This is a genomic window from Thalassospira sp. MCCC 1A03138 (assembly GCF_002115785.1).
Classification (GTDB): domain Bacteria; phylum Pseudomonadota; class Alphaproteobacteria; order Rhodospirillales; family Thalassospiraceae; genus Thalassospira.
This window is the reverse complement of record NZ_JFJY01000009.1, coordinates 67,949-81,733: the sequence shown is the minus strand read 5'-3', so window position 1 is coordinate 81,733 and position 13,785 is coordinate 67,949. Positions and strand designations below refer to the sequence as shown.

Here is a 13,785-nt window from a genome sequence, read left to right as displayed (position 1 = left end):
GCAGAAAACCAGCCGGAGGAGGCCGCAACCGTGACTACCTCATTGATTGCGGCCATCCGCCGCATTAACCGCATGATCGCGCTGCTTGTCGGACTTGTTCTGACAGGCTGCGTGATCCTGATCATCGCAGATATTCTTTTACGTGAAGTCGGCATTTCCTTTGGGGGGGCGGACGAAATATCGGGTTATGTGATGGCCGGCGTTGCCAGTTGGGGCATGTCCTATGCCCTGACGGAACTGGCGCATGTCCGTATTGACCTTATCCGTTTGCGTCTGCGCCAGCGTGGCAAGGCAATGCTTGATCTTCTTGCGATCATTGCCCTTGCCGGAACGTCGATTGTTATTGCCGTCCAAAGCTGGCCGGTTCTGCAAAAGACGATTGAACGCGGATCACGCGCCAATACTCCACTTGAAACACCATTATGGATACCGCAATCGATCTGGCTTTCCGGCTGGATATGGTTTGCCGTGTGCTCAAGTGTTCTGGTCATCCTGACATTGTCGCTTCTGGTCAAGCGTAACCTTGAGCAGGCCGATGCGCTGGTGGGTGCCCGCTCCGAACTGGAGTTGGAAGCATGATCTTTACCGTTACCGCATCGCTTCTGGGGCTTCTCGCCCTGTCCATTCCGGTCGGGATTGTTCTGTTCCTTTTGGGGTTCGGGGTTGATCAGCTGTTTTCGCCGTTCCCGCTGTTGCGCGGGCTGGGGCAGGTGGTCTGGTCATCGTCGAATTCATCGACCCTGATCGCCATTCCGTTCTTTGTGCTGCTGGGGGAAATTCTGGTGCGCGGTGGCATTGCCGAACGCACCTATGAAGCCCTTGATAAATGGTTTTCGTGGCTTCCCGGTGGCTTGATCCACGCCAATATCGGCACGGCAACGATGTTTTCGGCAACGTCGGGGTCGTCTGTTGCGACGGCGGCAACGGTTGCAACCGTTGCCATGCCGCAGGCCGAAAAGCTTGGCTATGATCCGAAACTGTTTTCCGGCGCGATTGCCGCGGGCGGGACGCTTGGCATTATGATCCCGCCATCGATCAACCTGATCGTCTATGGCTTCCTGACCGAAACATCGATCCCGCGTCTTTTCCTTGCCGGATTGATCCCGGGGCTTCTGATGGCGGTGGCCTTTATGATGGTCACGGCGATCCTGTGCAAGATCAAGCCAACCCTTGGCGGGACGAGCCGTTCGTTCACATGGTCGGAACGCATCGGAAGTTTGCAGCATCTTTTGCCGATTTTGGTTCTGTTCCTGGTAGTGATCGGGGCGATCTATGCCGGTTGGGCGACCCCGACAGAATCGGCTGCTGTCGGGGTGGCAATTGCGATGCTGATTGCGGCATTCAATCGCGGTGTTTCGCGCGAAATGATGGAAAGATGCCTGTATGGCACGGTTCGGATCACCGCGATGATCATGCTGGTGATTATCGGTGCCTATTTCCTGAACTTTACCCTGACCGCCGCAGGCATGGGACGGGAACTTAAAGACCTTCTGACCGGTTTGAACCTGTCACCGATGGGCACATTGATGGTCGTGATCCTGCTTTACATCGTGCTTGGTTTCTTCATTGAAACCCTGTCGCTGATGGTGGCAACCATTCCGATCATTGTGCCGATCATGACCGGCATGGGGTTTGACAAGGTATGGTTTGGCATTCTTTTGATTGTTCTTATCGAGATGGCCCTGATCACTCCGCCTGTCGGACTTAACCTTTACGTCGTGCAGGGCGCACGCAAATCGGGCCGATTGTCCGAAGTGATGCTGGGCACCATCCCGTTTGTTCTGGTGATGCTTGCCATGATCGCCCTGCTTGTCGCGATGCCATCCGTCGCCCTGTTCCTGCCCGACATCCTTTGATCCGGTCGGGATAAACACGCGCGACAACACGCATCATGTCTTGATCTTTTGTGCCTTCGGGGCGGACCGGGAAACCGGTCCGCAACCGCCCAATGCGCGCAAAATTCGTAAAAATCAGAATTGGGATAGAGCAAATGCAGATGAATTTTACCCTTGATGGCAATGAAGTCAGCTTTGAAATCGATCATTGCACGGTTGCCGGATGGACCGGCCGCGATGCCAAGGCGATCCAGCATCACATTGACGAACTGGCCGCCATCGGGGTCAAACCGCCTTCGACCGTGCCGCTTTATTACCGCACATCGTTTGGCATGCTGACCCAGGCACCGGTGATCGAGGTGGTTGGCAAAGGCACATCGGGCGAGGTAGAGCCGCTGGTGATTGCAAAGGATGGTGTTTTGTATCTTGGACTGGCATCGGATCATACCGACCGGGAACTTGAAGCCCATTCGGTTGCACTGTCAAAGCAGATTTGTGCCAAGCCGGTTGCTGATGCGATTTGGAAATTTGACGATGTTGCGGACCATCTGGAACAGATCGAACTGAAATCCTGGATCCGTGAAGGCGACAGTGATGAATGGGTTCCCTATCAGGAAGGCACGATTGCATCAATCCGTCCGCTTTCCGATCTGATCGAAGGGGCGGGGCTAACGGCGGCAGGTGCCAATGGTAAGGCGGCTGCGATGCTGTGCGGAACTTTTGGTGCGAAGGGCGGGGTGCGCCCGGCACGTTCGTTTAAAATGACAATCCATGATCCGGTGCGGGGGCTGAGCATTACACACAGCTATGACATTGTTGAACTGCCTGAAATCGCCTAGGCTCGGTTTCAGAAAATTTCCATAAAAATCAGAACGTGACGGAGGCAGCCCGATGGGCGCGATCATCGACAAGGCTAAGGCAGCGATTGATAAGGTAGATCAACTGGGTGATTTGGCAGCCAAGATTTTCACCGAGTTTGACCGCGACCGCATTTTGCGTGATGCCGACGCGGCCGAGGAACGCGTGGCGCAATCGGCAACGGCCCTGCCGTTGGCCGGTATGCTGGTTTCGGTAAAGGACCTTTATGACGAGGCCGGTGTTACCACCACGGCCGCATCAAAATTGTTGCAGGGGCGTCCGGCAGCAACGCGGGATTGCGAAGTCATCGCGCGCATCAAGGCCGCCGGTGCGGTGCCGTTTGGTCGTACAGCACTTAGCGAATTTGCCTATTCCGGTGTCGGGCTTAACCCGCATTACGGAACGCCGGGCAATGTGTTTGACCCTGAAGGCATTCCGGGCGGGTCGACATCGGGCGGTGCATTGACGGTTGCGCTTGGTCTGGCCGATATCGCACTTGGCACCGATACCGGCGGATCGGTTCGCATTCCGTCGGCGATCAACGGGCTTTATGGCTATAAGCCCAGCCGTCTGTGGATGTCGGGGGAAGGCATTCATCCGTTGGCCAAAAGTTTTGACACGGCAGGACCGCTTGCCGGTGATCTGCAAACCGCGATTACCGCGTTTGAAGTCATGGCGGGCAAAACCTTGCCCGCACAGGATGGCAAACCCGCCCCGATCAAAATCGGTGTTCCGGCTCATGCCTTTGTGAATGACCTTGATGACCGGGTGCGGGCGGATTTTGATGCGGTTTGCAAAAAGCTGAATGACGCTGGCCATCAGTTGACCGAAATTGATCTGGGCTTTTTGGCCGAGAATGCGGTGATCAACAAAATTCTTGTCGCGGCCGAGGCGCACAAAATCTATTCGCGGGATTTCAAGGCGCTTGAAACTTGTGGCGATCCGCGTGTTTTGAACCGGATGCGTTTTGCCGATACGCTAAGTGCGGCAGACCTAATTGATGCCTATGCCAAGCGAACCGACGTGATTGCGATGTTCAGTTCGGCCATGGCGGATGTCGATGTGATGATTTCACCGACATTGCCAATGATGGCACCCAAGATTGCTGAAGTTGAGGCCGACTTTGACCGTTTGAATGCGATGATGTTGCGCAATACTTCCTATCTGAACCTTTCGGATGCCTGCGCCATTTCAATCCCGGTTCCGGCTGGTGACGGCGTTGCGCCGGGGGCATTGATGATTGCGGCAACGCACGGGCACGACTTTGCCGTCCTGCATGCGGCGCGCCGGATTGATCCTTTGCTGCGTGGATAGTGTTCGGTTGGCTTCACCGGATATGAAAAAGGCCCGGATGGATTTCCGGGCCTTTGTTTTGAACACGACGTTCTCGTCTTAGCTTTCCAGCAGGGAGCGCAACATCCATGCGGTTTTTTCGTGGACCTGAATGCGTGCGGTCAGGAGGTCGGCGGTGGCATCATCGTCTGACGAGTCACAGATCGGATAAAGCGAACGCGCGGTCTTGATCACGGTTTCATGGCCTTCGACCAGTTGTGTGATCATGTCCTTGGCGGCAGGCACACCGGTTTCTTCCGGGATCGACGAGAGTTTGGCATAAGCCGAAAAACTGCCCGGGGCAAATGCGCCCAGCGAACGAATACGTTCGGCAACTTCGTCAATCGCCATGGCCAGTTCAGTATATTGTTCTTCGAACATGGTGTGCAGGGTCTGGAACATCGGGCCGGTCACGTTCCAATGGAAGTTATGGGTTTTGAGATACAGCGCATAAGAATCTGCCAGAACGCGGCCAAGGCCGTCGGCGATTGCAGTGCGGTTGGTTTCATTGATTCCGATATCGATCTGCATGTTGTCACTCCGGTTAAATGGGGCACATGCCCGAAGGTTTTCTCTTTGTCTGCAAAGAGTATCAATCATTGGAAAACTTTACGCCAATCAATAGTTTAATGATTAGCGATAGATCAATTCTATTACTTTCTATGCGGTTTTTGTCGCGCAGTTACGATCATGTCGGCCTGCTTGCCTGCAAGTTCCTGCATGTGCGAGAAACGTCGCGTGAAAAAGCCAGTGCCCTGTGTGAGTGATCGTAATTCCATCACCATGTCGCCGGTTTCGGATGCAGGCATCTGCACGTCGATCTCGTCCCATCCCTGCCAGTCATCCTTGGCGCTGAAACCAAGGATTTGTCCGCGCCGGGTGCTGACCAGTCGTTGGGCTTTTGACGTGAATTCGGACGGAATTGAAATCGCATATCTTTCGATGGGTTCGAGCAGGACAGACTGCCCTTCTTTAAGCGCTTCGGCGATGGCAATGCGCCCGGCCATCTGAAATGCCTGATCGGAACTGTCGACCGCGTGATAGGATCCGTCAACCAGTTCGACCGCGATATCAACCACTGGAAAACCAAGCGGTCCGGAACGCATGGCATCGCGCACCCCCTTTTCGACAGCGGGGATATATTGCCGGGGAATGGCACCGCCGACGATCCGTTCATTGAATGAAAAACCTTCGCCGCGTCCAAGAGGTTTCAGTTCGATCTGGGCATCGCCAAATTGCCCATGTCCGCCAGTCTGCTTTTTATAGCGACCCCGCGCCTGTGCCGGCTTGCGCACGGTTTCCTGATAGGCGGTTTCAACCGGTCTGGTTTCGATTTCAAGGTGATAGTGGGTGCGAAGCTGGGCCAGTGCGACCTGAAGGTGAATATCGCCATGGCCCCGCAATACAAGTTGCCCGGTATCGTCACTATGAACGAACGACAGCGATCTGTCCTGTTCGCACAGATGGCGCAATGCTTCGGTCAGTTTGACGTCATCACCAGGCTTGGTAACTTCCAGTCCGGTTTCATAAAGCGGGGGCAGAGGATCGGGCCAAAGACTATCCATCTCGCCATCGGTGGTGCACAGCGAACCGGTGCGCAGATGATCAATTCGCGGCAGGCCGACGATGCTGCCAAATGTACCGATATCGAGCTTTTCGTGCTTGTCGCCAAATACCTGACACATGCCTGCGATCTTGTCGCGACCAAGTGTATCGCCGTTCTTTACCTGCCCCGACAGAACCCGCCCATAACAAAACCGCCCCGCATGGGGCAGATGAACAGTTTTGAAAATCTGGACGGTGGCGACGTTATCTTCCGGCTCAATGCCCAGGCGATGGGCGCAGACATCTGCATTCGGGGCCTCGTGGCGCAACGCCTTTAACAACCGGATGATCCCGTGATTGTGTTCGGCAGACCCGAAAAAGACTGGAACAATCAAATCCTGGGCCAGATCTCGTTCAAGATTGTCATAGATCGTTTCTGTTGCCGGTTTTTGATCTTCTAGAATCTGTTCAAGCAGGTTGTCGTCAAAATCTGCCAAAGCTTCGAGCAACCCGTCGCGGACTTCTGTTTCGCGATCCTTGGCATTGGCGGGCAGCGTGATCAGTTTCGACGGTTGCCCTTCCAGATATTGATAGGCCCGTTCGGAAACGACATCGACGAAACCGGTTATCGTATCGTCAGGCCCCTTGCCATCGCGGATTGGAATTTCACGAAGAACAAGTGGGCGTTCCGAAATTGATTGCAACGCATAAAGACTGTCGCGCAGGCGGATGCCGCCATGGTCGGTTTTGTTGATGAAAATCAGGTGCGGAATGCGGTTGCGATCAAGAAATTTCAGGGTCGGTGCGGCGATCATGGCGCGTGTCGGATCGGGTTCGACCACGACGATTGCAACATCGCATATCATCGCGGCTTCGCGGGCATCCTGTGCAAAGTCGACAGAGCCGGGGCAGTCGATGAAGTGCCATTCCTCGTCAAGATAACGGGTTTGGGCAACTGTCATTTCGGTGCTCATGTGCCGTTCGCGTGCTTCGGCGGTTGCATCACCGATTGTTGTGCCTTCGCGAACGTTTCCCTTGCGGTGGACGCGGCCGGTTGCGGCAAGGAGGCTTTCAAACAGGCTGGTCTTGCCGCTGGAATAGTGGCCGATCAATGCTGCGCATCGCGGAACGTGTCGGGGGCCTGAGGGGGAATTTGTGGCGTCATCTTTGTCTTTTGTGTTTTTGGACGGGGGCATGGACATCTCCTTGACGCATCATGGGACGCATGGGACCGGTCCGCGCGGAGGTTGGTTCTGTTATCGCCCAGTAATGTTTGGCGGTTCCATGTGCTGCTGCCAAGGTGGCGACCGGTCAGGACGTTTCGCGGGCCCGGTTTGTGCCGGGTCTGTTTAGTGCGTGATGTCCGGTCTGCGTTGGCATGCGGGGCAAGGGAGCCGGTGCCGGGAGTTAATGCAGGTTCATGCGGTATTTCTGATTGGCACATTCGGGCCAATTTGAAACCGGACAATCTTCAGGATAGATCATTATTGTTCATTTCGCTATCACGGGTTTGGAGTATCGCGCGCCTCTTTTTGACCATAATTCGCCCTCAAATGGCCCTATGAGGCCTGTTTTCCTGCCCTATTCACAAGGCAGATTAGTCACGGTCAGTCGAGGCAACGGCCAGAACCTTCTGTCCCCCCCTCAAACGTCTTCTGGCCCGTTCTTTCATCTTCCCCCGAAGAAAGAACAATTCTAGGCCCCGGCTGATCGGTCTCCCCAAGACCATGAAGACCCCGAAAATGGGGCGGGTAAATCCCGCCCCTTCTTTTTTCCCAAATCGGGAACGGCTTTTCGCGGTTACAGTTCCAAACTTTATTTCGCCCCAATTTGCCCCTGAATGGTCATTACCGGCCGGTTTTTACGCCCCAATTCAAAGGCATATTCACAATTGTCAGATGCGGAAACGCCGGTGAAGCGCCCCTCCCTCGCTAATCACCGGGACCTTTAAAATCACTGTCCCCCGCAGTGATCTGCACCCCAAGGTCAAGGCACCGTATCTGACCGGTCTCCCCAAGACCATCTGTCCCCAAAAAGCGTGGGGCGGGCAAATCGCCCGCCGCGCGCTTTTTCTTTGTGGGGATGGAAAAGGCGATAAGCGCATCTGCCTAGAGGCTGAAGATCGGCGTTGGCGTTTCACGCCCGCGCACGGTGACCTCGCCGCGCGCCTGCCATGCGAACTCTTCCTGGCAGGACTTCACCGTATCCTCGGTTGCAAGGATGTAGCTTCCATATTGTTTGTTAAGCTGTTCAAGTCGGGCGGCGATATTGACGTTGTCGCCATGGACGGTGAAGGTCAGCCGGCTTTCCGAGCCAATCGCACCAATCACGATATCCCCGGTATTGATGCCGCATCGGGTTTTAAGCTTTCCACCATGACAGAACGTGGTGTCGGCACAGAGCCGTGTGATATCAATTGCCGTGCGGACGGCGTTTAACGCGTGATCGGGATCAGGTTTGACGGCGTTGAAGGTAATCAGCATGGCATCCCCCTGAAACTGGGTGATGACGCCGCCGTGTTTTTTGATCACATTGCTGGTTGCTGCGAAATATTCATTGAGCATTGCGGCAAGTTCCTGCGGGCTCAGCTTTTCGGAAATGCCGGAAAAACCTTCGATATCGGTGAACATGATGGTGGCTTTGGCGGCTTCGCCGTCGCCGGGTTTGATTTGCTGGTTTGCGTGGGTAATGCGGGCCGCGACCTCGGGCGAGATAAAGCGCGACAGCTCGCTTGCCGCGATTTCATCGGTGACGGCGCGGGTAAAGGAACGTTGTGCGCGTGAAACCGCAATCGCCAGCACGGCTGATACCAGAACAATGGCAATGATCTTGTCGATCTCGGCACCGATCAGGATCGAATTGGATGTCAGATAGGTCACATAATCCCGTGTGACCATGCTTTCGCCCCGTTCGCTCCAGATCACATAAAAGACCAGTATCAGCCAGCCAATCGCCGCCGTTGCCCCGGCCAGCAAAATATAACGCGGATCAAACCGCAGGGTGCGCAACGAGATGAAGATGAACACATAGATCATGGTCGGCGCTTTGAGATAGAAGCTTGCCGGTTGCATATACTGGATATGGAAGCTCCAGATCAGGACCATCAGCAAACCAATATCGGCAATGACTGACAGCGTCAGGAACCAGTTCGACAGGCTGCCGCGGTAGGACAGCGCCAGCCGGATAAAGGTAAACAGGAAATACAGCCCCAAAGCCCAAGGCACCGGATGAATTCCGGTATTCATGAATGTTTTGGGCGACACGGTGTAAAGGGTCGCAAAGATCGTCACCAGCAGCAGCTGCACCCAGCCGATCAGTTTTTCGCTGTCCTGCTGCTGACGGGCAATCGCATCGTGAACACGGTCCGGCAGACGATCCTGTGCCGGTTTGCCAAACAGGAATTGGCCAATATTGCTTTTCATGATTTCAACCCTGATCGTCAGACGCCATTGCACGCAGATGCCATACTGCGCGGTTTATCTGTGACTGCCAAGCCGGGAGCGACCGATCACAGTTGTGCCTGCTAGAGGAGGGGAGGGCGCCAAGGCAAAAAAAAGCCGGGCAACAAATGTGCCCGGCAAGTTTATCAGGGAGGCTTCACGTCTGGGAGACGTAGGACCCTTCTCAGGGCCCTGGGTATGCCGGGCAGGGCGCCCGACAAAGACCGAAAATTCGGTCAGGGAGAAAACTCTGTACCGCGATGCAGTTATTCACCGCTGCGGTTCGAAGAGGAAGATAGCGTTTTTGACGGGAAACACCACTGTCAAATTGCTCATTCAGCCATGCGTAAATTGCATAAATCTTGGGCTGCGAAAATTCAGACATTAAATATCTGAAATAACTACAATATTTATGGGTTCTAATGCGCCTGTTCCCAATCTTTTGATCAATTCGCTGCTACTTAATTGTGCGAATGCGAAAAAAAAATGCCGGTAGCTAGGGGGAGCTACCGGCAAGATCAACAGGGAGGCTTTAACGTCTGGGAGACGTGGAATCCAGGGAAGATTCCATGCCGAATAACGTTTCGGCAGACGGATCATGCGGAGATCAGGGAAAGATGAAAGCGCTCTTCGCTTTCGCGGTCGCTAACAACTTCTGATGTGAATATACGCATATGATCTTACGCTTAAAAATAGAATAACAACAATCCAAGTATGCGCTGAGTGCATGGCGAAAAAATGTCAGTAATTTGAAGCTATTATGACTGCGTTTTCCTGGAGAAGCTGATTTTGCGTGCTGATGAACTGGTTCAAAAGGTCATTATCGGTGACAGTTCGCGTCAGGGTTTTGTGTTGAAGACCTGCTATTGCAGTTTCTCGTATGAACTAGGGGTTGTCTTTTTGCGTGCTGGTACACCAAAAAAAGCCCCGCAGCCGATTTCGGTGCGGGGCTTTCGGATTCTATCGCTTGTCGTTTGCGTTAATCGGTCGCGGCGGCGGCATTCATCTTGGCTTTGACCTTACTGATTTCTTCGATCAGGAAATCGCGGAAGACGGCAATGCGTTTGGAATGACGCAGTTCTTCAGGATAAACGAAATAGGCATCGAAGCTTGGCCCTTCGAGTTCCGGCAGAATGCGGACCAGATTGCTGTCAGTCGGCAGCAGGTAATCGGGCAGGGCTGAAATACCAAGCCCGGACTCGGTCGCACGGAAGATGCCATAGATATTGTTCAGTTTCAGGATCGGCCGCATATCCGGTTTGAACTGTTGGGCGACGGCCATCATCCAGTTGACGTTCGAGACCGGTGGGCGCGCATCCGCACCGTAAATGATCAGACGATGATCTTTGAGGTCTTCAGGCTTTTTCGGAATGCCGAACTGCTTGATATACTCGGGCGACGCAAAGACATGATAGCGCAATGTCATCAATTGGCGCTGAACGAGATCGGCCTGACGCGGGGGCTGCATGCGGATAGCAACATCGGCCTCGCGCATGGCAAGATCGAGTTCCTCGTCATTGAGTACCAGCGACAGTTCAATTTCCGGATAGCGTTCAAGGAATTCGTTGATACGCGGTGTCAGCCAGGTTGATCCGAAGGCAACCGTGGTGGTGACTTTTAACGGACCGCTGGGGCGTTCCTTGGATTCGCGAATGCGGGCTTCGGCCATGGAAAGTTTGGCAAACACATCATGGGCCGTGCGATACAGAAGTTCGCCTTGCTCGGTCAGGATCAGGCCGCGTGCATGGCGGTGGAATAGCGGCACCTTGACGCTTTCTTCAAGTGCGCTGATCTGTCGGCTGACCGCCGACTGGCTCAGATTGAGATTTTCCCCCGCGTGTGTGAAGCTTCCAGCTTCCGCAACAGCGTGAAAAACACGCAGCTTGTCCCAGTCCATAGACCTGCTCCTAATGTCACTGTCGCGCCATTGCCGCGCCAGTCCCCTGATACTTCTTTATCTTCTTCTTAGAAGCATTTGGTTTCCACACTATTAAGCCGCATGTGAAATTGCTTCCAAACTGATATCATTAAATCAATATGAGGCCTTTGGCGCGATCTGCAAGCAACCAATTACGAAAGTGGTGATTTCGTTCACGCCGGATTCATAAATGAACTCAGGGGATTGCCGAAAATTGGCACGTTCGCCGTTTCTGAATGCAGTCATATTTCCAGGCCGTAGGCACAAAAAAGGGGCACCATTGGCGCCCCTTTGTCATATCCGGTAAGAACAACCGTGCTTATTCGTTGTGCTCGGCAATGAACTTTTCAGCTTCGAGTGCCGCCATGCAGCCCATGCCCGCCGCAGTAACTGCCTGACGGTAAATCTTGTCGGTCACATCACCAGCGGCAAAGACACCGTGAACGTTGGTTGTGGTGCTTCCCGGTTTGACGAGGATGTAATTTTCATCATCCATGTCGATTTGCCCCTTGAACACGGCGGTTGCCGGATCATGACCGATCGCGACAAAGAAGCCATCGGCGGTGATGTCGGAAAGATCGCCGGTTTTGACATTGCGCACGCGAACGGCTTCAACACCATCCATCGGGCCGTTACCGCCAAGGATATCGTCAATGACGCTGTCCCAGACGACGTCGATCTTTTCGTGCTTCAGCAGGCGATCCTGCAGCATTTTTTCCGCGCGCAGTTCGTCGCGACGATGCACGAGTGTCACCTTCGAGCAGATCCCGGCAAGATAAAGGGCTTCTTCAACAGCGGTATTGCCGCCACCAACAACCACGACCGGTTTGTTGCGATAGAAGAAACCGTCGCAGGTGGCACATGCAGAGACACCACGACCGTTGAATTTTTCTTCGCCCGGAAGGCCAAGCCACCGGGCCTGTGCACCGGTTGAAATGATCACGCTTTCTGCGACATAGATATCACCCGAATCGCCTTTGCAGACAAAGGGGCGTTTGGAAAAGTCGACTTCGGTGATCAGGTCATGAACCATTCTGGTTCCGACATGCTCGGCCTGTGCCTTCATCTGATCCATCAGCCACGGGCCCTGGATGACGTTGGCAAAGCCGGGATAGTTTTCGACATCTGTCGTGATCGTCAACTGCCCACCCGGCTGCAGGCCCATAACCATCATGGGTTCCAGATTGGCGCGTGCAGCATAAATCGCCGCTGTGTAACCGGCCGGGCCGGATCCGATGATGAGGACTTTGGTGTTATGTTCCTGGGCCATGTGCTTTGCATATTGTGGTCAGTGAAAAACAGGTTCCGAACATATGGGGTGATATGGCATTGCGCAACCGCCTCGCACGATGTTTTGCAAGGTTTTCGGAACAGTTCCTGATCGGGTATTTTACTCCGCCATCGCGACTGGCGGAAAATGGCGGTTTGCAACGTTTTGATACAAAATTGTGCAATGCATTTGTGCGCATTACAAAAGGGCAGATTGCATTCTGCCGCCGAATATATTATTGCCAGCGTACTGGCCCCCTGTAATATTGTTTCGTCCGGGGTAAGTTCAGCGCACAGAATCGAGGGATAAATGCAACGGGTCAAACTCGACAAGATCGACCGCAGAATTCTGCGCGATCTCCAGGAAGATGGCCGCATGACCAATGTGGAACTTGCACGCCGTGCAGGTATTTCTGCGCCACCCTGTCTGCGTCGTGTCCGTGCGCTTGAAGAAGCCGGTTTCATTCAGGGCTATCATGCCGACGTTGATGCCCAGGCGCTGGGTTACAATGTAACCGTGTTTGCGCTGGTCGGTCTTGCAAGTCAGGCCGAACATGATCTGCGCGCCTTCGAGGGCCGTGCTGCGGCATGGCCGGAAGTGCGTGAATGTCATATGGTTGCCGGTGAAATGGATTTCCTTTTGAAAATCGTTTCGCATAGCTGGGACGAATATCAGAAGTTTCTGACGACCGAGCTGACCGTTGCGGAAAACGTCAATCATGTGAAATCGGCACTTTCGATTCGTACCGCTAAAAATCAGCCCGGCGTTCCCATCGATATTGAAGCTGAAGACTGACGTGCGTTGCCACGCCAAACTTTGAAAACCGGCACCCTTTGGTCGCCGGTTTTTTGTTTTTTGAATGTACCAATTGCTGATCCGATAATCGAAGCGGGACCGGTCAATTCAACCGGTCCCGCTTCGAGACGCCCGTTATCCCCCCGGCCGGGCGTCGCACCCTGTTGATGTTCCCGATACTTCCGGAACGATCATTTCAGAATTATGCCGGAAAGTATTCTGAATTCAATGCTTTGTCATCTGCCTGATGATTTATTTCCCTATCGGGCAAGGTCCTTTAGCTCATCACCATCAATTTCGTACTGCAGGGCGCCGGAATTGCGCGCACCCAGCCGTTCGTAAAACCGGCAGGCGGCCTCGTTGCGATGCAGGACGGACCACCACATCGAAATATAGCCCTCATCGATGGCGAGTTTGCCAAGTGCCTTCATCAGTTTGTTTCCGATCTTTTCCGAACGCATATCGGGTGCAACGTAAAGTTCGGTCATCCATAACCCGATCTTCGAGTAATCCGGGTTATAGAACGGTTGAAAGATCGTCTGTCCGACAGCGCGATCTCCGTTCCATGCGATCAGGCTTTTGATCAGTGCTTTTGGCCCGAACATCATTTTATGGATGCTTTCGGTCGTGTGGGGCGGATTGTCGTAATCAAGTTCGACATGCAGGGCATTCGACATGTCGGCGACATGGATGCTGTCTTCCGGACGGGCCTTTGAAATGATGATATCAGATGTCATGGCAGATATTTGTGCAGAGTATTTGGATCAAAAAAAAACGGCCCGATATTTATCG

General features: G+C 53.8%; 11 protein-coding genes. 5 read left to right on the top strand and 6 right to left on the bottom strand.

The annotated features are described in order from the left end of the window. Nucleotides 1-30: 30 nt before the first annotated feature. The 4 genes from TH468_RS17375 to TH468_RS17360 all read left to right on the top strand — a co-directional run bounded on the left by TH468_RS17375 (nt 31) and on the right by TH468_RS17360 (nt 4,007). Entirely contained in the window at nt 31-579 is a 549-nt protein-coding gene (locus TH468_RS17375; protein ID WP_114109680.1) for a TRAP transporter small permease subunit, read from the top strand. Then, nucleotides 576-1,856: a TRAP transporter large permease gene (locus tag TH468_RS17370; RefSeq protein WP_085645836.1), complete on the top strand. Its 1,281-nt coding sequence runs from the start codon at nt 576-578 to the stop codon at nt 1,854-1,856. Before TH468_RS17375 ends, TH468_RS17370 begins: the two co-directional genes overlap by 4 nt. Nucleotides 1,857-1,990: 134 nt before the next feature. Continuing rightward, entirely contained in the window at nt 1,991-2,674 is a 684-nt protein-coding gene (locus TH468_RS17365) for a DUF2848 domain-containing protein (protein WP_168177174.1), read from the top strand. A 52-nt stretch (nt 2,675-2,726) separates the two neighbouring features. Beyond that, nucleotides 2,727-4,007: an amidase gene (locus TH468_RS17360; RefSeq protein WP_085645834.1), complete on the top strand. Its 1,281-nt coding sequence runs from the start codon at nt 2,727-2,729 to the stop codon at nt 4,005-4,007. A gap of 78 nt (nt 4,008-4,085) precedes the next feature. On the opposite strand, the gene TH468_RS17355 is transcribed toward TH468_RS17360, so the two are convergent. The 5 genes from TH468_RS17355 to trxB form a co-directional block, all read right to left on the bottom strand. Beyond that, entirely contained in the window at nt 4,086-4,556 is a 471-nt protein-coding gene (locus TH468_RS17355; RefSeq protein WP_007089859.1) for a Dps family protein, read from the bottom strand. Between the two features lie 122 nt (nt 4,557-4,678). Continuing rightward, nucleotides 4,679-6,766, bottom strand: a complete 2,088-nt coding sequence (locus tag TH468_RS17350) for an elongation factor G (protein WP_085645833.1) — start codon at nt 6,764-6,766, stop codon at nt 4,679-4,681. A 912-nt stretch (nt 6,767-7,678) separates the two neighbouring features. Then, the gene (locus TH468_RS17345; RefSeq protein ID WP_085645929.1) at nt 7,679-8,992 is read right to left on the bottom strand and encodes an adenylate/guanylate cyclase domain-containing protein; all 1,314 of its coding nucleotides are present in this window, start codon (nt 8,990-8,992) and stop codon (nt 7,679-7,681) included. A 997-nt stretch (nt 8,993-9,989) separates the two neighbouring features. After that, on the bottom strand, nt 9,990-10,907 hold the full coding sequence (locus TH468_RS17340) for a LysR family transcriptional regulator (RefSeq protein WP_062947986.1): 918 nt from the start codon (nt 10,905-10,907) through the stop codon (nt 9,990-9,992). Nucleotides 10,908-11,247: 340 nt separating this feature from the next. Continuing rightward, a complete protein-coding gene (gene trxB / locus TH468_RS17335; protein ID WP_085645832.1) occupies nt 11,248-12,198 on the bottom strand; it encodes a thioredoxin-disulfide reductase in 951 nt (316 codons plus the stop codon). 309 nt (nt 12,199-12,507) lie between these two features. Between trxB and TH468_RS17325 the strand changes: the two genes are divergently transcribed. Continuing rightward, complete coding sequence (locus tag TH468_RS17325) at nt 12,508-12,993, top strand: Lrp/AsnC family transcriptional regulator (protein WP_007089852.1); 486 nt, start codon at nt 12,508-12,510, stop codon at nt 12,991-12,993. Nucleotides 12,994-13,253: 260 nt separating this feature from the next. Here the strand turns inward: TH468_RS17325 and TH468_RS17320 are convergent, their stop codons facing one another. Next, a complete protein-coding gene (locus TH468_RS17320; RefSeq protein ID WP_085645831.1) occupies nt 13,254-13,730 on the bottom strand; it encodes a GNAT family N-acetyltransferase in 477 nt (158 codons plus the stop codon). Between the last annotated feature and the right edge of the window lie 55 nt (nt 13,731-13,785).